Here is a 21,590-nt window from a genome sequence, read left to right on the forward strand (position 1 = left end):
TCAGTCGCTTTCCTTGTGAAAGGGAGCAAGAACCTTTACGATCTTTTCATTTTTGAACAATACGGCATATTCATAGGCCGACATACCCATAGAATCTTTTATGTCAGGATCCGCCCCGCCTTCGGCAAGTATGCGGCAGATGTTTTCTTTTCCTATTCCCACAGCAAGAACGAGGATTGACTGCCCGTCCTTACTTAAACAGTTAAGGTCGGCGCCCGCTGCAACCAGAAGTTTTATTATCGATTCGTTCGATTTCCATACGGCGTCCATGACGGCAGAATATCCTCGGTCGTGAGAGCACAGATTAATGTCCGCATTTTCGGATATCAGCCATGAAACGATTTTTTTGTTTTCGCTTCTGACGGCGACGTTAAGCATTGGAGTTCCTGTGGGATCTCGGGAATTCACATCCACTCCGGCCTTAATAAAGAGACGGCAAACGGGAAGTTTATCTTTTACGATAAAGCTTGCAAAACATTCGGGAGTAACGGGAATTCCCTTTGACAAAAGTTCGTCGGTCGCAATGCGGCGTATGTCTTCTTTTTCAATCTGCGCATATTCCCTGTCAAGAAAATCGACGGCTTCTTTTACGGAAGAAAAATTCAAGATAGAATCGTCAAGCTTAGTGAGGTGAGGCAGATTTACGCAATATAAAGGCAGATTTCGCCCGGCTATTTCTCCGAGCAGAAAAAACTGCATTCCTGAGAGCAAGGAATCGGCAACAGGAAGTCTGCAAAAGTCTTCGTCGGTAATTATCACATGCGTAAAATTTTTAAAGACCGTTTTTAATCTCTTCCCGGAGTGAAGAGCCTTTATGTCTTCCCGGCACAGAACCGAAAATTTCTGTTCACGCTTTAACAGAAACTCTTCAACAGGCGAAACCGCATCCGTTCGCTTATCCGATTTTATTATCAACCATTCCATATTCTGATATTATACGTTAAAAACCTCAGACTCTCAAGGTGATTTTTTAGCAGTTTGTGTATCCGATCCTTAGAGGATGGAAATGGGCGAACGAATGGGATTTAAGCAAATATCGGAACTTGATTTGGCGCCGATTGAACCGGCTCTTTCATAGGCACAAACTGAGCCGCCTTTTGACGGCGGGAACAGGCGGAATGCCCGCCTGTTGATGACCGAAAATTTGCTTGGCTCGCCTCTTAAAAACACTTAAAAAATAGACTGTTGACGACACGTATTACACGTGTTATCATTCAAGATATGAAGGATAAAGACCTTTTAAAATTATTATTAAAAGACGGCTGGGAAATGGTGGCGGTAAAAGGCGGTCATCATAAAATCACAAAAAATGGAAAAATCGAGATAATCCCCGTCCACGGTAAAGATATAAAAAAGGGTCTTTTAGCGGCTATCTTAAAACGAACTAAACTGGAGGTCGATAAATGAAAGTCATATATCCCGCTATTTTTCACGGAGAAGACGGCGGTTTTTGGGTTGAATTTCCAGACTTGCCCGGCTGCACGACACAAGGCGACAGCCAGGCCGAAACATATATAAATGCCGTTGAAGCGATGGAACTGTTTTTGCAAGACGATTATACCGTCGATACCTTACCCGCCGCATCTGCAGCAAACAAAATAAAACCCGGCAAAGACAGCTTTGTTGTTTTTGTATGTGGCGAATATAAAGAAAATGAAAAAGCCGTAAAAAAAACTTTGACTATACCCTTTTGGCTTAACGTTCAGGCGGAAAAAGCGGGCGTTAATTTCAGCCAGACGCTGCAAGAGGCCCTTTGCAAAAAATTAAACGTTGTAATGTAGCGGTTTTACAAGCCCATTTCATGCAGGCACTATGCCGTCAGCCGCTATATAGCGCTTTCGCCGGCTCCGGTTCTTCATGGGCTTTCCGTACTGAGAAAGGGATTCTCCCCATAAAAAAACGGCACCCTTAAAAACAGGATGCCGTCTTCTATGCTGTGTAAAGACTATTACAGTCCTTTAGCTGCGTTAGCGCCCGCTTTGCGGCCGTTTACGCAAAAGTCTACGATAGCGTTGCCGCCGAGCCGGTTTGCACCGTGATAATTTCCGGTAATTTCTCCCGCGCAATAAAGCCCTTTGATGATCGTACCGTCGGCACGAAGCGCATGAGCGTCGTTATCGACGTTTACGCCGCCCATAGTGTGATGCGTAGCGGGTTTTCTCGGATATGCGTACCATGGACCGGTTACCAATTTTTTCGTCCATGTAATGCGGCCGAGAGGATCTTTTGCCGAACCGTCTACGTAGGTATTAAAGTCATCGACCGTTTTTTGCAAAACGGCGGCATCCATATTGAGCGTTTTTGCCAAATCCGCAAGCGTTGCGCCCGATACGTAGCCTGCCAGATGATTGTCGAGAAAGTACGCTACGCTTTTACCGCCGAGCGTCTTGCCCTTTGCAGGATCCGGTACGGCATCCGCGCTGAACAGCTGATACATAAGACCGTCCGGCTGAGCGATAATTGCAAGAGACATTTCGTCGCGGCGGCCGTCTTCACGGACAAAACGCTTTCCTTCTTTGTTTATATACATGCTTGCGCTGTATGTGAGCGTAATATCGCTTGTAGCGCCAGTCCACGGATTCGCATACGGGAGCAGCTGTATCTGTTCCATGTTGATGAGTTGGGCGCCGGCGTCCTGCGCCATAAAAATACCGTCTCCGGTAACGCTCGCCACATTTGTCGTAATTACTTTTTCGCTTAAATCAGGCCATTTGCCGGTCTGGCAATATTTTTGCCTAAGCTGCACGTTTCCGGCAAAACCGCCGGTCGCAAGAATAACGCCTTTTTTCGCGTGCAGCGTAACTTTGTTCCCCGCTTTGCCTACGGCATTTACGCCTACGACGTCACTGCCGTCCATTATCAAACTCTTCGCTTCTGTGTCCATGAGAGCGGTAAATTTGTCGCCCCGTTTTGCCAGAGTGTCTTCAAACGCTTTGAAATAGCCGGTGCCGTTCGGCATGACCGACGTGTGCGTCCGCATGTAGAGAGAGCCGCTTGCGGAATTGATTTTATTCGCAAATTCCATACCCATGGATTTAAGCCATTCGAGCGCGGGATGAGCTTGAGATGCGAACACGAGCAAGTGATCCAAGTCGCCGACTTTGTCTCCGCCGTTCCACGTTTGAAGCGCGAACCATTCCGGACTGTCGAAAACTTTTTTATCTGTTTTCTTAAATGCGTCGAATTGCTTTCTGACAGTAGCCTGTACCTGTGCGTGAAGCGGGCTTACGGGTTTTTCAGCAAGAGCGGCTTCTACGAGCGGATTAAGGCTGCTTGTAATATCGGCGTGATCCTGAAGAGCTGGATCGGGGCAGTTGTAAATACCGCCTGAAACGATGGAGTTACCGCCGAAAATTCCCGTCTTTTCTACGACGATGACGTTGGCGCCTTCATCCGTAGCCGCAATTGCAGCGGCAAGTCCAGCTCCGCCGCCGCCTACGATAATGACATCCGCCGTCATATCGACGTCTTGGGTCTTTGCGACATTTTTCGGCGTGTTTTTTGCGTTAAGCTTTTCTACGTTGACGCCTGCGCTTTTTAAAGCGGCATCCGTCGCCTGCATAATCGCGCGGCTCGTGATCGAACTTCCGCTTATGACGTCTACATTCGTGCGCTGTTCGGCAACGATCGCCGCCGGAATAGCCATTCTTGCCGTATCGCTCAATCCGGGCGTTTCGTTATGTGAAGTGATTTCAACGGATTCGATAGCCTTATTTGAAAGCGTCACTGAAACGGCAAGTTTGCCGCCCATTCCTGAGCCTTCGCCGGTATAGGTGCCCGCTTTAAATGAAGTACCTGCATTACACGAAACAAAAGATATCATTGCGGCAAACAGCATCGCCGGAACGAATCCCCAAAACAACCTCTTTTTCATACGATTCCTCCTTATCAAGGAAACTTTAATAATTATTAAAAACAAAAGCGGCCGTCCCCGAAAAGAAATCCGCCCTTACTCATGTTTGCGCATTTACAAACAAGGCTGCCGCAAAAACCGATCGCTTTTCAGACAGCCTCTTGCGTAAATTATTTACCCGCCGCTGCGTTAGCGCCCGCTATGCGTCCGAACACGACCGTATCGGTGAGTGCGTTGCCGCCCAAGCGGTTTGCGCCGTGAATGCCGCCGGTAACTTCACCCGCCGCATACAAGCCGGGAATGATTTTTCCGTCTTTGTTGTACACATGGCAGTCCGTGTCGATCTTAACGCCGCCCATAGTGTGGTGAACGGTAGGAACGCGGGGAGCCGCATAGAACGGAGCCTTGTCGATAGGAGTTGAATAGAGCGTGCGTCCGAACGCATCCTTCGATTTATCCGCAACGTGCTTGTTAAAATCGTCGAGCGCGGCTTTCAAATGATCTGCGGGAACGTTCATCGCTTTTGCAAGCTCTTCTACGGAGTTTCCTTTAACCGCACGGCCTGCTGCAACCAGTTCGTTCGCAGATTCGTTAAAGTTGTTCTTTTCATCGCCGGTAGGATAGCAGTGAGAATCGAGCACGATCCACATATAGTGATCGGGCTGGTGGAACAGCGCCATCGTCATCGTATCGCGCCGTGCGCCTTCGTCTACAAAGCGGTCGCCGTTTTTATTTACAAAGATGCGGCGTTCTACGTCCATTTCAATATTGCCTGAAAGGCTTCCCGTTTCAGGATCGCCGAGCGGCAAAAGCTGGATATTTTCCATCTGCACAAGCTGGGCGTTGAGCGGGGCGAGCATCGCAAAACCGTCGCCCGTAGAGCTCGGAGGGTTCGTTGACGGAACGCTCGCATCGAGAGTCGGCCACTGTTTATTGTATTCTTTTCGCATTTCAATGTTGCGCGCAAAACCGCCGGTCGCAAGAACTACGCCCTTGTTCGCACGCAGCGTAACTTTGTTACCCGTTTCACCGATCGCGTTTACGCCGACTACTTTGCCGTTTTCTACTATAAAGCTTTCGCCTTTCGTGTTGAGCATCACTTCAATTCCCTTGTGAGAATCGATATAGCGGTTATAGGTTTTGAAAAATCCCGTGCCTACAGGGTCTACAGGCTTATGAGCGCGGGGCCACAAACCGCCTGTTACGGTAAACGTGCCGGGTTTGAATTCCATGCCCATGGATTTAAGCCATTCTACGCCCTTCCACGCATTGTCGGTAAGCACATGAATCAGAGCGGGATCTCCCTGTTTGTCGCCGCCTTCATAAGTCTGTTTATAATGCAAAGCGACGGAATCTTTGTGTTCTTTTGCCGTTTCGCTGCCGTCGTCAACCGCGTTCAAAGCGCCTCCGGCCATAATCGTATTGCCGCCGACGCGGGACGTCTTTTCAATGATGATAACGGTAGCGCCGTTCTGGTTTGCCTGAACGCCGGCCGCCATACCTGCGCCGCCGCCGCCGACTACGATAACGTCAGCCGTTTTTTCAACATCGGCCGCCTTTGTTTCTGCCTTAGAAGCAGGAGCCGTCGCGTTGAGCTTTTCTACGTCTACTCCGGCCTTTTTCAGAGCAGCGTCCACAGCCTGCATAATAGCACGGCTCGTGATCGTGCTGCCGCCGATAACGTCAAGGTTCGTTTTCTGAGAAGCGACTATCTGCACGGGGATCTTTTCGATCGCGGGGTCGCTGATACCGGGTGTTTCGTTATGTTTTGTTACCGTTACCGATTCGATTTTAGAATCGGAAAGTTTTACCTGCACGGTGAGAGCGCCTCCCATTCCTGTGCCTTCTCCGGTATAAGTTCCCGCTTTGAATTTACCGTTGCCTCCGCAAGAAACAAAAAACAGCGAAGATGCAAGCATCAGCGCTGCCGTACGCTTTAAGAAAGCGAATTTTTTCATGTTTTCCTCCATAAAAATACAATGCACATGTTTTATTATATTATCATATCGTCTCATAAATGTGAACATCCGCATTGCCTTTGCCTTTTGCGCCTCTTGCCGTCAAGGGCCTCTGAAACCGGAGACCTTATGCGCCTAAGTTATGCAATTTATCGCACTCACACAGGTATTTTCATTCAATATTTTAGGAAACGGAACACATTATAGACCGATATGAATATGATAACGAGCATGATTCCCATAAACAGGCGGTCGACGGCGCGGTTGTCCATTTTTTTTGACACCTGTTTTCCTGCGGAAGCGCCCGCGACGCCGCAGACAATCATGCAAATCAATAGCGGCCATGAAAAATCGGGGACGCTGCCAGTTATAACGCTGAAAACAAGATTCATTATCTGTGAAAAAAATATGATATAGAGTGAATTAAGCGCGGCGTTCCGGCTGTCCAAAGAAAAAAACAGTGAAAGAATCATGATATTGATTGGGCCGCCGCCGATTCCTAAAAACGAACTTAAAATTCCCAACAGCAGTCCCGCCGACACGCAAAAAAAAGTATTTTTTATGTCGTAGGTTTTGATTTTATCCTTGTACAATACATAAAAAAACACAGAGCCGGTAAGAATTATCATTAAGACGTTTTGCGTTATGCCTACGGCCGAATCATTGCCGGCGCGGAGTTTTACCGCCGAAAAAAGCATTTTGCCGAAAATTCCGCCGAGACCTCCTCCCAGTGCAAGATAGGTGCCTCTGGGACGGTCCAAACTGACATTTTTATTTTTAAAAAAAATGCTGACGGCGGTCATTGCCAAAACGGTTGTACCTGAAAGAAAACTGATCGATGAAACGGGAATGTCAAGGACGGCGTCCATAACCGGCTTTATTATCACGCCTCCGCCTATTCCGCTGATTGAACCTACCAGAGTAGCGATTAGGGTGACTGCGATTATAACAACTTCCATAATTTTGACGCGGCTCTTGCAAAAGCCTATTACGGGGATAGAAAAATGCCACCGGTCAGAATCGAACTGACGACACAAGGATTTTCAGTCCTTTGCTCTACCAACTGAGCTACAGCGGCGTAACAGATAAGAATATATAGGCAAAAAAAAAATTTGTCAATAAGGGAATTCGGCATCACTTTCGCAACGCCGAAAATTCCGAAATAACGAAACCCGCCGAAAACCGGGTACGAGAGTGCGGCAAAATTCGCGCCCAAATCCCGCGGCACAAAAATCGGGCGTATAAAATCCCGAGTTTCATATTTTATAATTTTAGGGCGGCTTTTTGCGATAAAATCGCAAAAAACAGGCTTTTCGGGGCTACGGCTTTCGCCTCCGAACAAACGCATAGCGTTTGTTTTCGCTCCGCTCACCCCTCCAATCCCTGCCGCGTAAAGCTCAACATTCCGGAGTACCAATTCATACGCCCCGAACGTCACTCTTTTACTACCATTACTTTTCTTGTCTCGTCAAAGCCCGAGCCTGAAACACGTATAAAATACATGCCGCGCGCAACCTTAGTTCCCGCATTGTTTTTTCCGTCCCATCTGTAATTGTGAACGCCCTGAGATGCTCTTCCGTGCTGAAGATAAGTTACGATATTGCCGTCGAGCGTCATAATGGCAACGTTCAATTCGCCGTTTTGGGGCATATCGACTTGAATTACGACCTTTTCACCTGCATTCACGTTTATTACGTTATTAAATATGCTTACGCCGCCGCGCTGCAACGACAAGTCCTTGAGCTTAAACGACCACAGGTCTATAGACGCTATGTCGTTAGGATCTTTTAGCCTAAGTGCGTATAACGGAGCCTTTGCGCTGTCGTCAACACTCGAGTAGTTTGATATATTCGGATATAAAGGAGTATGGCAAATCTTTATTTCGCTATTCGAACTATCTACAAGGCCGAAAATAAATGTAATCTGATCGCCAGCTTTCCAATCGCTATAATGGCTGTCCGTAGCTACCGGAAGTAAAAATCCCGCCGCCGTAGATAAAGGCGGATTTATAAAATATCCGCTCTCAAACTTTATAAATCCGGAATTATTTGCAGATGAAAGACTCGGGAACACATCCGAAGGAGACATCGTAGAAGGAAGCCACACGCGTAAACCGCTTCCCGTATTATAATTGTATTGAACCGAAACGGAAGCGGCGTCAGGATCCTTATCGGCAAATAAGACGGGCGTTTTCGTATGAGAAAGACTCGTAGACAGGCCGCCTGAATTATCCTGCGTTCCGTCATACAAAACCGCATTTATAAAGATGTCGTGTCCGGCCAAAAGAGTTCCGTAGTTCCCCTGCTCCGCATCCCAATTGCGCACAGCCCAGCTTGAGTCTTCATAAAGACCGGAACCGACGTTAACGCCGGAGGCGGTATTGCGATTGTCGTACGCATACTGAACTTGAACGGCGCCTACGGCAAAATCGCTCAGGGCGTGAGCCGTATGAACCGACGCATAATTTCCGACAACATCTTGAATGTATGAAACGTAGGAATTATTAACACGCGTAACAGGATCGGTTGCAAATCCCGTATTTTTGACGCACACATGAAGATCTTTAACATCGTCAAGGGTGACATTCTTTGTCAAAGTTAAAATCAAACCCGTAGAGCGCTCGTTTACCGAATAAAGTTTTGCGGGGACAGTCGCGTCTATCCGAAGCTCAGTAGAGCCGGTGATCGCTCCCGCTTTAACAAGTTCAAGGCTTTTAGGAATTTCTGTAAGCGCGTTTAGTATTGATTCATTATTGGAATTATCAATCCAGTTGAGTGACGACGTATTCAGCTTTTTATTAAAAAGTATGTACAATTTGTTTCCGCCGAGGGGAGCAAGCGTTATGCTGAATTCGGGCGGAGTGCGGTCTATGGTCCTTATTACCGCGCTCTTCATTCTGTTGCCGGCTAGGTCGGTTATATAACTTCCGGAATTATCATAAGCGATTTTAAATATCTGGCTCAAGGGCAAGGTAAGATCCGCCAACGGAATAGAAAAATAAAGGCTGTCCACGCCCATCGAAGTTACGCTTCTGGATTGTGCTCCGGAGGCGTTAAAAAACGGGCTTTTGGCCGCGCAAATTATAGCGTTTGAGACGTCAAAGGATTGGGACGGAACTTGGCTTAGGTCGGTAGTATATTTAAATTTATCGGTTTGATCATATAAGGAGCAATAGCGGATGCCGCCCGTAGCGAAATTCTGTAAGGAAGAATCGTGTGCAAAGGCAAAAGGCTTTGCTCCCCCGAAAATATCCGCCGCATATGTATATGTGTCTTTAAGAGCAGTATCATCTGCGCCGTGTCCCAGGCACCACCCCGCCTTGGAACGCCATGCGGCAGGATCACTGACATTGTATGAAGGAGTATTGTCGAACAGATGAAATTCTACGCGGTTCAGCACGGACATGCCTGAATTTCCGGTACCGAGCGCTTCATACTCGTCAATACTGCCCGCACTGCTCCAAGGCGACGCAAAGCGTGAAGGCGCAAAACAGGGAGGAGAAACATCCCAAGATCCGTAAAGTTCACTGTTCGCATCGCTTGCGCCGTTTACGGTTAAGACGGGCAAGGCGTGATTTCCCGTCGAAGTACTCGAATCGAGCGCGTTGGGAATTATTACGGAGGCAAGCTTATATGCGGCTGAAATGTCCGTTATTCCGGCGTTAATGGTTCTGGTTATTTCTCCTGAGGGCGGTGTGATCTGATCCGAATTTATATATCCTTTCCAATTTCGGTAAGTATAGCCCCCCTGTGATATTTGCCCGTTTGAATACCCTGCAACAGAAATTCTCACCCTCGAAGACTGCTCATTAGAATAAGACGACGTATAACTTCGGGCATCTAAGGCCGTTAGAGCAAAATTTCTATACATACTGTAAACAGGATCGCCGGATCCGTCGGAATTTCCGCAGCTTACCCTGCCTTTCTCAATCTTGACAAATCCGCTAAGTTCAAGTCCGTCGCCCGTCAAATTTGCAACATTGCCGTAAACTGCGCTTGCAGGTATGTTAACGGCGCTTTTAGGCACTACTTCAGTGCCGCCGTGGCTTATTTTAATTTCTTCCGAATACTTAAGTTCAATAAAATTATGAGCGTCATAGGGCGGCTGACTGTCATATGTCGCAGAATACGGAATATGCAGTTCCTGTCCGGTATAGACTGCGGCTAAGACGGGATCGGCGCGATCCGCTACGGCGGTAAAACATGCGCCCGGACGCGAATTTGAATCATTAGTTCCGTCCCCGTCAATATCGTAATTCGGAGGATTAGAATTACCTACATAGTGCGCGATACGATTTTTACGGCTGTCGCGCAAAGTCTGATAAACGCCTGAAAGCGCCTTAGGCAGATTTATATAGGGAATACAATTTCTGTGTGCGGGAAGCGCGGCAGAACTTCCGTCGGGAGTACCCCCTTTTCTACCGCGATCGGTGCTGTGAGAGTTCCCTGCGCTTATTCCCGTAGCGTCAGTATTCCATCTCTGAGCGGCATTCAAAGGATCCGTCCGTACATAAAAAACGGAAAGATCTCCCTGCCCGTTCGTTGTGACAGTACAATCGGCGTCGACAAAAGAACCTGCAAAAGTGTACATTGTAGCATCGGAAACGGAGTAGTATTTTATATTAGAAACCGCAGCGCTTATTTCGTTATTGGTATTTTCAATAAAACTGCGCGGGTTTCCAGTAGACGAATCTACAAATTCAATGCGGATCACATCGTCGTAAACGGTATAGGTTCCTGAACGATTCGGCGTCCAAGACGGATCGGTAACGTTGCCCATATCGCGACTTTTTAAAACATCGTTTGCAAGAATTAAGGGACGGGATGTGGCCCATCCATTACAAGTTGTTGCCGTGCAATTTTCTGCAGCGGCGACATACATAGTATCAGTAGTTCCAGTCTTATACACATTACATTTTGACACTGTTGTGTTGTATGCTTCGGCAAATGCGTTTGCCGCGTTATCATTGTCGGGGAGTTCCAAAGTCCATGCGCCGCTTACGGGGCCGTTGATAGTCACGCCGTTGGCATAAAAGTTTTTTTCTACAGTTATTTTCTTGTTCGCCGAGACTTCTACGGAGCCGCCATAAGACGTCGGTATCGGCGTTGTACCGTCGGGACAACGTGTTTTAAATCCTTCAGTGTAAGACGCAGCTTTTCCGAACAAATACCGCGAAACATGATCATAAGCAAAAAGCCCTGTAACGCCCGAAGATTCAGAGGACGCAGTGTCGTCAATATTATACGCCGCCCCTAAGAGGATAAGATCCCCTTTTGTCGTAACAGCTCCGTTCGTTCCGCCTAAAAAAAATCTTCCGCCGTATAAAATGATATTATTTGCAACAAGAGGGGAATTTATATTGATTTTCTTAGCAGAACTCGCGGCGATATGCAAGTTTTTAGCGCCTGAAACGCCGATTGTAAAAGCTCCGCTTGAATCGCCCAGCTTCATTTCAGCGTCAATTCCTCCCGAACCGTACAGATAAACGTCAGTCGCAAACGAAACAGTACTTGATCCGCTTATTCCGCCAGCAAGCTGATTGGGTCCCGCACCGTTTTGAGTAAAGTTACCCGACAAAAGCGTTATGTCGGCGTCTTCCTTAGTAAGAAAAAGTCCGCTGTTCGTGACAGATATTGAACCCGATGTCGCATCAAACTTACCGTAAAATGTATATGAAGTTCCATTTAGATCCGCAGATCCGACGGAAGTTGAAGCCTTTGCCGTTTCTCCGCCGAAAAGCGTCGCGCCTGTCGCGGCATTAGCCTGCTTAAAAATTCCCGTAACCTTAAGGGCGTCATTAAAAGTAAGTCTTCCGGAATTTACAACAGTAAATGAAGCAAGAGGTTTCGTTCCTCCCACCGCCTTTTTGAATTCCACATGTTTGCCGGGCGCGTTAATCGTAAGCGATTCTCCGCCTGTGTCGGTATCTACGGTTTCTTCAAAAGTTATATTTCCTGTTGAAAAGATGGAAATATTTTGTTCCAAAACAACGGGAGAATTGAATTTCGTATCCGCAGAGAGAGTCGCGTCCTTTGCCAAGTTTATTCCGCCTGGAGCCGTGATTCTGCCTGCCAAAGACAGCGAAGCCAAAGTTGACGGAAGCGTAAGAGTTCCGGAACCTAGCACAAGAGAATCTGCCGCATCGTTCCCGATCGCAACAGCGGCGCCCGCTCCCAGCGTCATGCCGCCTATAGACGAAGCGGTTCCGCCTGTCCCATAATTCAAGCTGACGCTTCCTCCGTTTACAATTAAATCACCCGTTCCGGTCAAAGCACCGTTCACAGTCAAATCACCGCCAGATGCTACGGTAACGGAAGCGCCGGCTTGCACTTCAAGTTCCGCAATACTGACGATCGAAGAAATCTTCGGATAATTGGGCGCCGTATCAATAATAGCCTTATCGTTAGATTCGTGGGGATATGTCGACACAGGAGTGGGCGTGGCTGGGGGCGTCGACGACCAGTTTGATGGTTCAGCCCAGTCATTGTTAGTGGTGCCTATCCAATAATAATCGTTTCCCCAAAGTTTATTTAAACATGAAAGCGCGAGAATGCAGACAAGAAAAAACACAGGTGTAAATTTTTTGTATTTTTTGGAAAAAATAAAATCCGGCATATCGAACAGTATAGGTTAAATATCGAGTTTTGAAAACTCGTTTACAACTGTACGCTCCCGCACACAGATTGCAGCGGCCGAAATAACGCCGAATTGCGCATACGTTAAACGGCAGGGAGCCGCCTTTAACATTTCCTTTTGAACAGATACAATACGCACGCTTTAAAAAACTATAATACTGTGTTATAATTTTTTTAATGACAAAGCAGGATCTATGCTCCGAGATTGCACGGTCGCTCGGAATAACAAAAAAAGACTCAAAGTTCACGATGGACGCTTTTTTGGAAGAAATTTTGTGCGTTCTCGCAGAAGGCAAAACTTATTCGCAAACGGGGTTCGGTTCTTTTAAAACTTCGCACGTCGCGGAGCGGATCGGATTTAATCCGGCCTCAAATCAAAAAATGAAATATCCTAAAAAAATAAAGATAAAATTCAAGCTATCATCCGTATTCAAGAAGGAAATAAATGAATGATTTTATTACGCCCGCAGCCCTAGCCTTACGTATACAAAAAAAGACGGGGATTGAAGCGGAACTTGCCAAACGCTTTTCTTATGAATTTTTTGCGATCGCGCGGCGTTGTTTAAAAGAAAATACGGCCTTTATAGTTCATAAATTCGGAACATTTAAAAAACTTTGGGTGGAAGCTTCAATAAAAAGAAACCCCAGAACAAATGAAGAAATTGAAGTTCCTGCGCATTGGCGCGTAAAATTTATTCCTTCCAAGAGTGCGGCCGACCGCATAAATGCAAGATACGCGCATCTTAAGGCAAAAGTTTTGAGCGGCTATGATTTTGCAAAAAAGCAAACGGTTCAAGCCGAAAGCGTTTTTTTTAAGAACGAAGTTCCGCCTGCCGCTCTTTGGGGAAATTCACAAAACGACGTCGAATCTTTTCAAGAGCAGGACGACGATTTTGATGACTATGACGAAGAAAACAAAAAATCCCGCACTCCTTGGATAGTCGGAATAATTTTTCTTTTATTGGCCGTGCTGCTTTTTATTTTATTTAAATTGCTCGGTTCGTTCGGTTCCGGCGGAAAGAAAAAGGCGGAAGTCAAACCCGCTGAAACAAAACAGGAGCAGACTTCCGTGATTTCTGAAAAACCGGCGCCCGTCACGGAACCGTCTCAAAATTCTTATACCTTGGCCGATTCAAAATACACGGTTCCCGCAGGAAGCTGCTACTACAAGATCGCCGAAGAGCAGTTTGAAAACCGCCATGCGTGGCCTCTCATATATGCAAAAAACGCACAGTTGAATCCCGACCCCGATCTAATTCGCGCAAATGCAACGATCTTTATTCCTGATGAACAAATGATAATATCGGAACAGGAAAAAGCCAAAGAATGCTACGTGCAAACCTACAAGGCCTATTATACGATAATGCAGAGCCAACCGGAAAATCCTAAAAACGCTATAAGACAGTTCAGAGCCGTGCGCGTCTTAGTTTCAGGTGAAATAATGTTTCCCGGATTCATTGAAGAAAATAAAGCGCAAGTTTCCTTAGAGGACTATAACGACGCGCTCGCTATAAAAAGAAACTACGTCCCGTAAATTTCACACACAGCAAAAAATTTGCGCAGGGCTGCTTGCGAGGGAGCATTGCGACGGATATCTGAGCCTCATGCGTCGTTGTTTTCAATAATCGACAAAGATAAAAAAAGCAAGTAAGGACATTGCGATGATCTCATTAAAAGAATTGGATGCGCTTCCTGCTGCAGAAAAAATATGAATGGCGCACAGCATACGTAAACAACTGATGCAGGCGATCATTCAGGCCGACCGAAAAACCGCTTCGGAACTGCAAATTTTCTTTTATTATTTTATAAACAATTCCGCTTTGGGAATTCTTAACAGGAACAAAGACAGATTACGAGCGCTGAAAAATATTATGCTCTCATATAATTCGCTCTACGCATACGGAGCGGAAGAAGGCGGCTTGGATGCAGTAACGGCGCATTACAAAGCCGAACGCTATGCGGTAATGTTTGAAAGAGCGACATCGGAAAATGAAATAAAAAAAATTTATAAAGAATGTTTTGAAGACTATGTAGATAGCAGCGCCCGCGTGTTGATAAAGACCGAGGGATGTATTTCAGAACGTGTTTTGGAATATATAAATAAAAATTTTACCGATAAACTTTCGATCGAGCAAATCGCTTCAACATTTCACAAAAACCAGCATTATTTAATGCGTCTATTAAAAAAAGAAACCGGCAAGACCATCCAGACGGTTATTACGGAAAAACGGATTCAGGAAGCATGCAGGCTTTTGGAAACTTCAAATCTTTCCGTTACTGAAATCGCATCGATGACGGGTTTTAACGAACCTTCCTTAAAATTCAACAGTCGAACAAAATATCAATTTTGGAGACTGTTGAATTCATGCGCACTAGCGCATAGATAATAAGCGATGTTTCGGCTTTGTCCGAAACTCGTCGTTTAACGAGACCGCAATATCTCAGCGGTCGAAGTTAAACCTTCATATCTTTGCAAATTATTCAAGGTGAAAAAAAGAATATCTCCGCGCACATATCGGATCCGCAGAAAAAAGTCAGTATTTTTATAAAATTCGGTCATTTTTTTTAAATATTTCTGCACACAACCGTGTTATCATGTATTAGGACATTTGAAATGCCGGACGGATTTTCAAGTGTGCCGCGTTTTTTTAATAAGCCGCCGTAAACCGGCATATGATCCGATCGGCTGCTTATTAAAAACAAACAAAATTTTTTATGAGAGGCGGTTATGCATAACGATTTTACCATTGAACCTAAAGCCGTAGAAGTCATGGGTCCGATTCCCGTCACCGATAAGTCTCATCCGTTTTCGGCTGCGGCCTTTTCACGCGTGCCTATGGATTTGGAGCCCTTCGGTTTTTCGGAAGAAGAATATTTTGTAAAAGGTTCTGCCGACGTATACGGAACGGACACCGGCGGCGCTTTGACTGTGCGGGAAAGAGCGCTTCCGTATGAAACGCGTATACTTGTGCGGCGTCCGAAAAACGGCCGGGACAGGAAACCTAGAGTTTTTTTGGATATTCTGAATGCGACAAACGGATACGACATCGAAGATTTATGGAGAAGAAGCCGGCGCTATATTTTGGAAAACGGTTACAGTTATGTCGGGGTGACGGCAAAGCCCATTAACGTTTTGGCGCTAAAATATTTCGATTATAACCGTTACCGCAACTTAAATTGGGCCGGAAGCGCGAAAGGCCTGTCGCCTTCGGTACCGGATACTTGCCACAGAATAGCGGGCTGTGAAGAAGGCCTTGTGTGGGATATTCTGACGCAGCTGGGGCATTGGATAAAAACGGACGGTAAGAGTCTTTTTTCGGACGGTCAAAAACTTTCCGTTTATCTGACAGGGCAATCGCAATCCGGCATGTATTTGAACACTTATGTAAATCAGATTCATAGATACTTGCGGCGCGGCTTGTATCACGGGGCGGAACCTCTGTTTGACGGATATTTCAGTTTGGTCGGAGGCGGAATGCAGCGAAGCCTTTTTCAGACGAGCGGAGACGACGTTTTAATGTGTATCAGAGATGAATACGGCGAAAACCCAGTCGACGTGCCGTTTATCAGTATAACTACGGAAGGCGATTACGGACTTTTTAATTCCATACCGTCGTTCAAAATGAAAACGGGATACAACAGCGACAGTCCCGGCGACAAAAGGCGTTATTACGAATTTCCCGGAGCGCCGCACACAGATGCCTCTTCTCCTTTGGTTCCCTCGAATGATGAAATCGTAAAATGCAAATGCCCCAAGCGGATTTTAGACGGCGAATACGAGCATCGTTTAAACGATTTTCCGCTGGAATATTTTATCAACGGGCTTTTGGAAAAGCTGCACATATGGGCAAGCGAGGGAACGGCGCCGGAAAGCAAACCGCTTATGGAAAAAGATGAAAACGGAATTCTGAAACGGGATCGTTACGGCAACGTGCTGGGAGGCTTCAGAACCGTTTTTGTGGATGTTCCCAAAGCGTCCTATAAGGGCAGCTGCCCGGGTCAGGAAATAGGCGGAACGATGAGCTTTTTTGACGAAAAAACCGTAAAAGAGCTCTACGGCGGCAAGGCTGCGTATTTGGAAGCATTCCGTAAGCGGGCTGAAGAACATCTTAATCTGGGCGAAGTTTTAAAAAGCGATTTTGACAGAATGGTCAAATGGGCTGAAATGACGGACAAGTGAGAATCAACAACCGCGCCGCAGGTTCAAAACGGAGCTTCAAACGGCGCCGGAGGATTTAATTCTATGTACAAATAAATCAGGAGGAATTCATTATGGAGCGTAAACAGGAAAAGCCTTTCGGGGCTTCGGATCAGTTCGGATTTTGGTTCGGCGATATGGCGGGAAGTTTTGTCAACTTGTACTTTGACGGCTTCTTTTTGTTGTTTTGCACCTATGTTCTAAAAGTCAATCCGGCTTTTATGGCTTCCATGTTTTTGGTTGCGCGCTTATTCGACGCTTTTAACGATCCGGTTATAGGTTCTTTTCCGGACAGATGGCAGCTGGGAAAAAGCGGCGATAAATTCAAACCGTATATAAAGATCGCAATGTGGCCGCTGGCGCTGTCGGCAGTTTTGGGTTTTGCAAACGTAAGCTCGTGGCCTGATATGCTTAAGCACGTTTGGATAGTCTTTACGTATATCTTATACGGCGTATCATACACGGGAACTTCCATGCCTTTCGGCTCTATGGCTTCGGTCGTTTCCGATAAAGCTGAAGACAGAACAAAGCTTTCAAGAGCGCGGGCGTTCGGCGGTATGACGGTCGGCTTCGGCTATCTTTCGCTGGTGCCGTCATTGATATGGGATAAAGAAAATAAACCCGTCGCTTCAGGATATTTTATTTTTGCCGTGATTTCAGCCGTTTTATGTATTGTATGCTATAACGTGCTGTTCAAATTCACTAAAGAAAGAATAAAAACCGAACATAAACCGAATGAAAAATTCGATTATCTTAAAGTGCTTCAAGAAGCGTTTAAAAACAGGGCACTCTTGGGAATTATGTTCGCTTCCATCGGTTCGCTTATTTTCATAACCGGAAACAGTCAATTCGGAGGCTTTATGTATAAAGAATTTTACAATGCGCCGAAAGCGCTCCGAATGGCAACTCTCGGTTCCATTCCTATGTTCTTTATACTGTTCCCCGTAGTACCTAAATTAGCCGGAAAATTCGGAAAGCGGAATTTCCTTTTGGGAGCTTTATATTTTAATGTGATCGTATCCGCCTTTTTATTTTTCGTGCCTATACAGAATGTGAACGCGTATATTCTTGTGTACATAATCAGCAGCATCGGGCAAACGGTTTTCATCATGCTCGTATGGGCGTTCGTAACGGACGCAATCGATTATCATCAATACATGACTGGAAAAAGAAACGACGGTTCGCTCTATTCGATTTATACTTTTTCAAGAAAAATCGGATCAACTTTGGCTTCGGTCGGCGTGAGCGGCATTTTAGCGGCAATCGGCTTCATCTCAAGCGCACCGTCGCAGTCGGCGCAAGTTGTCGCAAATATTCGCAGGCTGGGAACGGGCGTTCCGCTTTTAGCCGTCATCCTGGAAATAATAGGAATTGCCTTTATCTGGAATCTAACTAAAGAAAAAACGGAAGAAATACAAAAGGCCCTGCGGGAGCGCAACGCGGTCTGATTGAACCGCTGCGCGGTTTAACAACAGTTTGCCCATGCCAAGGAGTGTAAGTTTGACATCTTTTACAGGCAAACTGATAGGTCCCCTAGAACTCATTTTATTAAGACTGGCTGTCTTAGTGACAGCCAGTCTTAATAAAAAAAGCCCGGCAGGCTACCGTCGTTCGCAGCATAGCTGCTCACTTACCAAGTTTGCAGGGTAAACATTCTATAGCGCTAAGAACCGCCCGTGCAAACTTGCTATGTCCCCTAGAACTCGTTTTATTTAAAAAGGCTGCCTTAAGGCAGCCTTTTTAAATAAAAAAGCCCGGCAGCTACCTACTTTCCCGTCAAAAGACAGTATCATCGGCGTAAGAGAGCTTGACTTCCGTGTTCGGGATGGGAACGGGTATTGCCTCTCCACAATGGCCACCGGGCATATTAACATGATTAAAGATGCGGAAAAAAAGTCAATAAAACTCTCTCAAACCGCTATGGGAAGATCAGTGAAGAAAAATAACGGGAACAATAATATGGTCAAGCCTCACGACTTATTAGTACTGCTTGGCTGAACGCCTCACGACGCTTACACCTGCAGCCTATCAACCGGATAGTGTCTCCGGAGTCTTTAGGAGGGTTAAACCCTCAGGGATGTCTTATCTTGGGGTGGGCTTCCCGCTTAGATGCTTTCAGCGGTTATCCCTTCCGAACTTAGATACCCAGCACTTACCCTTGGCAGGATAACTGGTAAACCAGAGGTTCGTCCACTTCGGTCCTCTCGTACTAAAAGCAGCTCCTCTCAAACATCCATCGCCCGTAACAGATAGGGACCGAACTGTCTCGCGACGTTCTGAACCCAGCTCACGTACCGCTTTAATTGGCGAACAGCCAAACCCTTGGGACCTGCTCCAGCCCCAGGATGCGATGAGCCGACATCGAGGTGCCAAACTTTCCCGTCGATGTGAACTCTTGGGGAAAATCAGCCTGTTATCCCCGGAGTACCTTTTATCCGTTAAGTGATGGCCCTTCCACACGGAACCACCAGATCATTAAGACCTACTTTCGTACCTGCTCGAAATGTCTTTCTCGCAGTCAAGCCTCCTTGTGCCTTTACACTCGTACGATGATTTCCAACCACCGCGAGGAGACCTTCGCGCACCTCCGTTACTCTTTAGGAGGCGACCGCCCCAGTCAAACCGCCTGCCTACCATTGTCCCCGCACCGGCTTCACGGCACAGGTTAGAAATTCCATTCATCAAGGTTGGTATTTCACTTTTCGGCTCTTCGCAACCTAACGGCCACGCATCACTGCCTCCCAACTATTCTACACATGATGAATAGAATCCCAATAGTAAGTTACGGTGAAGGTTCACGGGGTCTTTCCGTCTAGTTACGGGTATCCGGCTTCTTTACCGGAATATAAATTTCACCGAGTCTCGCGTTGAGACAGTGCCCAGAATCGTTACACCATTCGTGCGGGTCGGAACTTACCCGACAAGGAATTTCGCTACCTTAGGACCGTTATAGTTACGGCCGCCGTTTGCTGGGGCTTCGATTCACAGCTTCTCCTTACGGATAACCGCTCCTCTTAACCTTCCAGTACCGGGCAGGTGTCACCACCTATACGTCCCATTGCTGGTTCGCAGATGGCTGTGTTTTTGATAAACAGTCGCCTGGGCCTGCTTTGTGTCGCTCACAATTTTTGACTAAAGTGAGCCGCACTTCTTCCGAAGTTACGTGCGCATTTTGCCGAGTTCCTTAACGCGAGGTCGCTCGTGCGCCTTAGATTTCTCATCCTACCTACCTGTGTCGGTTTCCGGTACGGTCTTTTAAGCCTAACTTAGACATTATTTCCCGGCACCTTGATTACGTCCGCTTCACTTCGACTTTCTCTCCGCTCGCTGTCACGGCTCATCTCAGAGTGTCTTTTAACCCACTCTTCACTAACTTACCGCTTTGACCGGAACTACCGTTCTCCGGCCGGATTTCACCTCATGCGTCATGCCTTCAATACTTAAAAGGTATTGGATTATAAACCAATTTCCCATCGACTACGACTTTCGTCCTTGCCTTAGGGGCCGACTTACCCTGGGCAGATTGCCTTTACCCAGGAAACCTTAGGTTTTCGGCGGACGGGGATCTCACCCGTCTTTTCGTTACTTATACCTGCATTCTCTCTTCCATCTCCTCCAGCATCCCTCACAGGTTTGCCTTCTCAGGTTAATGCAATGCTCCCCTACCAATCATAACTTTCGTTATGAGTCCGTGACTTCGGTATCATGCTTAGCCCCGTTACATTGTCTGCGCACAGGTGCTCGACCAGTGAGCTGTTACGCACTCTTTTAAGGAATGGCTGCTTCTAAGCCAACCTCCTGGCTGTATTTGCATCCGCACTTCATTTCACACTCAGCATGATTTTGGGACCTTAGTCGCCGGTCTGGGCTGTTTCCCTTTCGACTATGAACCTTAGAGCACACAGTCTCACTCCCATACGATGACTGTCGGTATTCAGAGTTTGATTGGTTTCGGTAGGTTTTGACACCCCCTAGTCCATCCAGTGCTTTACCTCCGACAGTTTTGTATGAGGCTGTCCCTAAAGGCATTTCGGGGAGAGCCAGCTATTTCCAGGTTTGTTTAGCCTTTCACTCCTAGTCACAGGTCATCACTACCTTTTTTAACAGATTACTGTTCGGTCCTCCACAAGGTTTTACCCTTGCTTCAACCTGCCCATAACTAGATCACCTTGGCTTCGGGTCTACGACATGCAACTTTTCGCCCTTTTCAGACTCGCTTTCGCTCCGGCTCCGGAACTACCATTCCTTAACCTCGCTGCATACCGTAACTCGCAGGTTTATTCTACAAAAGACACGCCACTACCGTTGCCGGCTGTGACATCTTGTTAGTCTATGGTTTCAGGTTCTATTTCACTCCCCTTACCGGGGTTCTTTTCGCCTTTCCCTCACGGTACTTCTTCGCTATCGGTAGCTGATTAGTATTTAGCCTTGGATCGTGGTCGACCCGGATTCCGACAGGGTTCCTCGTGCCCCGCCGTACTCAGGTACCGCATCAAAAAGTCATACTCATTTCGCTTACGCGGCTTTCACGCTCTTTGACAGGCTTTTCCAAAACCTTTCTGCTATAAGTATGTTTTCTCCTAACTTTTCGGGTCATCCCCATGCGGCCCTTCAACCCCACTTGCGTGGTTTGGGCTCCTCCGCTTTCGCTCGCCGCTACTTACGGAATCTCTTTTGTTTTCTTTTCCTCGGGTTACTTAGATGGTTCACTTCACCCGGTCTCGCTCTGCCGCCCTATTTTATTCAGACGTCGCAGTGACAACCTTTTAAGTTGTCGGGTTACCCCATTCGGCTATCCGCGGATCATTGAATATGTGCTTCTCCCCGCGGCTTTTCGCAGCTTATCACGGCCTTCTTCGCCTTCCAGCTCCTTTAGGCATCCGCCATAGACCTCTTTTCGCTTGACCATATTATTCTTCCCGTATTTCAACTCTCGCACTATTAAA

Annotated in this window: 12 protein-coding genes, 1 tRNA gene and 2 rRNA genes; 7 read left to right on the plus strand and 8 right to left on the minus strand. The window is 46.7% G+C overall.

Annotated features, from left to right (window positions below; genetic code table 11):
• Window positions 1-924 carry an ankyrin repeat domain-containing protein gene (locus HRI96_RS06715; RefSeq protein ID WP_210116633.1) on the minus strand — a complete coding sequence of 308 codons (924 nt, stop codon included), beginning with the start codon at window positions 922-924 and terminating at the stop codon, window positions 1-3.
• A 297-nt stretch (window positions 925-1,221) separates the two neighbouring features.
• Between HRI96_RS06715 and HRI96_RS06720 the strand changes: the two genes are divergently transcribed.
• Both HRI96_RS06720 and HRI96_RS06725 read left to right on the plus strand, forming a co-directional pair.
• A complete protein-coding gene (locus HRI96_RS06720) occupies window positions 1,222-1,407 on the plus strand; it encodes a type II toxin-antitoxin system HicA family toxin (RefSeq protein WP_210116634.1) in 186 nt (61 codons plus the stop codon).
• Entirely contained in the window at window positions 1,404-1,781 is a 378-nt protein-coding gene (locus HRI96_RS06725) for a type II toxin-antitoxin system HicB family antitoxin (RefSeq protein ID WP_210116635.1), read from the plus strand. The genes HRI96_RS06720 and HRI96_RS06725 overlap by 4 nt, the downstream gene beginning before the upstream one ends.
• Window positions 1,782-1,948: 167 nt before the next feature.
• Here the strand turns inward: HRI96_RS06725 and HRI96_RS06730 are convergent, their stop codons facing one another.
• The 5 genes from HRI96_RS06730 to HRI96_RS06750 all read right to left on the minus strand — a co-directional run bounded on the left by HRI96_RS06730 (window position 1,949) and on the right by HRI96_RS06750 (window position 12,426).
• A complete protein-coding gene (locus HRI96_RS06730) occupies window positions 1,949-3,874 on the minus strand; it encodes an FAD-dependent oxidoreductase (protein WP_210116636.1) in 1,926 nt (641 codons plus the stop codon).
• 149 nt (window positions 3,875-4,023) lie between these two features.
• Window positions 4,024-5,811 carry a flavocytochrome c gene (locus tag HRI96_RS06735; RefSeq protein WP_210116637.1) on the minus strand — a complete coding sequence of 596 codons (1,788 nt, stop codon included), beginning with the start codon at window positions 5,809-5,811 and terminating at the stop codon, window positions 4,024-4,026.
• A gap of 176 nt (window positions 5,812-5,987) precedes the next feature.
• Window positions 5,988-6,770, minus strand: a complete 783-nt coding sequence (locus HRI96_RS06740; RefSeq protein ID WP_210116638.1) for a sulfite exporter TauE/SafE family protein — start codon at window positions 6,768-6,770, stop codon at window positions 5,988-5,990.
• A 46-nt stretch (window positions 6,771-6,816) separates the two neighbouring features.
• Window positions 6,817-6,889: transfer RNA gene (locus tag HRI96_RS06745), tRNA-Phe, on the minus strand.
• Window positions 6,890-7,245: 356 nt separating this feature from the next.
• The gene (locus tag HRI96_RS06750) at window positions 7,246-12,426 is read right to left on the minus strand and encodes a FlgD immunoglobulin-like domain containing protein (RefSeq protein ID WP_210116639.1); all 5,181 of its coding nucleotides are present in this window, start codon (window positions 12,424-12,426) and stop codon (window positions 7,246-7,248) included.
• Window positions 12,427-12,623: 197 nt separating this feature from the next.
• On the opposite strand from HRI96_RS06750, the gene HRI96_RS06755 reads away from it, so the two are divergent.
• From HRI96_RS06755 to HRI96_RS06775, 5 genes are all read left to right on the plus strand, one after another.
• Window positions 12,624-12,899 (plus strand): HU family DNA-binding protein, encoded by a 276-nt coding sequence (locus HRI96_RS06755; protein WP_210116640.1) that lies wholly within the window; start codon window positions 12,624-12,626, stop codon window positions 12,897-12,899.
• Window positions 12,892-13,980 (plus strand): HU family DNA-binding protein, encoded by a 1,089-nt coding sequence (locus HRI96_RS06760; protein WP_210116641.1) that lies wholly within the window; start codon window positions 12,892-12,894, stop codon window positions 13,978-13,980. Before HRI96_RS06755 ends, HRI96_RS06760 begins: the two co-directional genes overlap by 8 nt.
• Window positions 13,981-14,158: 178 nt before the next feature.
• Window positions 14,159-14,833, plus strand: a complete 675-nt coding sequence (locus HRI96_RS06765) for a helix-turn-helix domain-containing protein (RefSeq protein WP_210116642.1) — start codon at window positions 14,159-14,161, stop codon at window positions 14,831-14,833.
• 341 nt (window positions 14,834-15,174) lie between these two features.
• Window positions 15,175-16,626, plus strand: coding sequence for an alpha/beta hydrolase domain-containing protein (locus HRI96_RS06770; protein WP_210116643.1), 1,452 nt, complete (start codon window positions 15,175-15,177; stop codon window positions 16,624-16,626).
• A 92-nt stretch (window positions 16,627-16,718) separates the two neighbouring features.
• Window positions 16,719-18,092 carry an MFS transporter gene (locus tag HRI96_RS06775; protein WP_210116644.1) on the plus strand — a complete coding sequence of 458 codons (1,374 nt, stop codon included), beginning with the start codon at window positions 16,719-16,721 and terminating at the stop codon, window positions 18,090-18,092.
• A 304-nt stretch (window positions 18,093-18,396) separates the two neighbouring features.
• Here the strand turns inward: HRI96_RS06775 and rrf are convergent.
• Window positions 18,397-18,507 (minus strand): 5S ribosomal RNA (gene rrf, locus HRI96_RS06780).
• A gap of 96 nt (window positions 18,508-18,603) precedes the next feature.
• A 23S ribosomal RNA gene (locus HRI96_RS06785) occupies window positions 18,604-21,551 on the minus strand.
• Window positions 21,552-21,590 lie beyond the last annotated feature (39 nt).

The organism is Treponema parvum (assembly GCF_017893945.1).
Taxonomy (GTDB): Bacteria; Spirochaetota; Spirochaetia; order Treponematales; family Treponemataceae; genus Treponema_D; species Treponema_D parvum_A.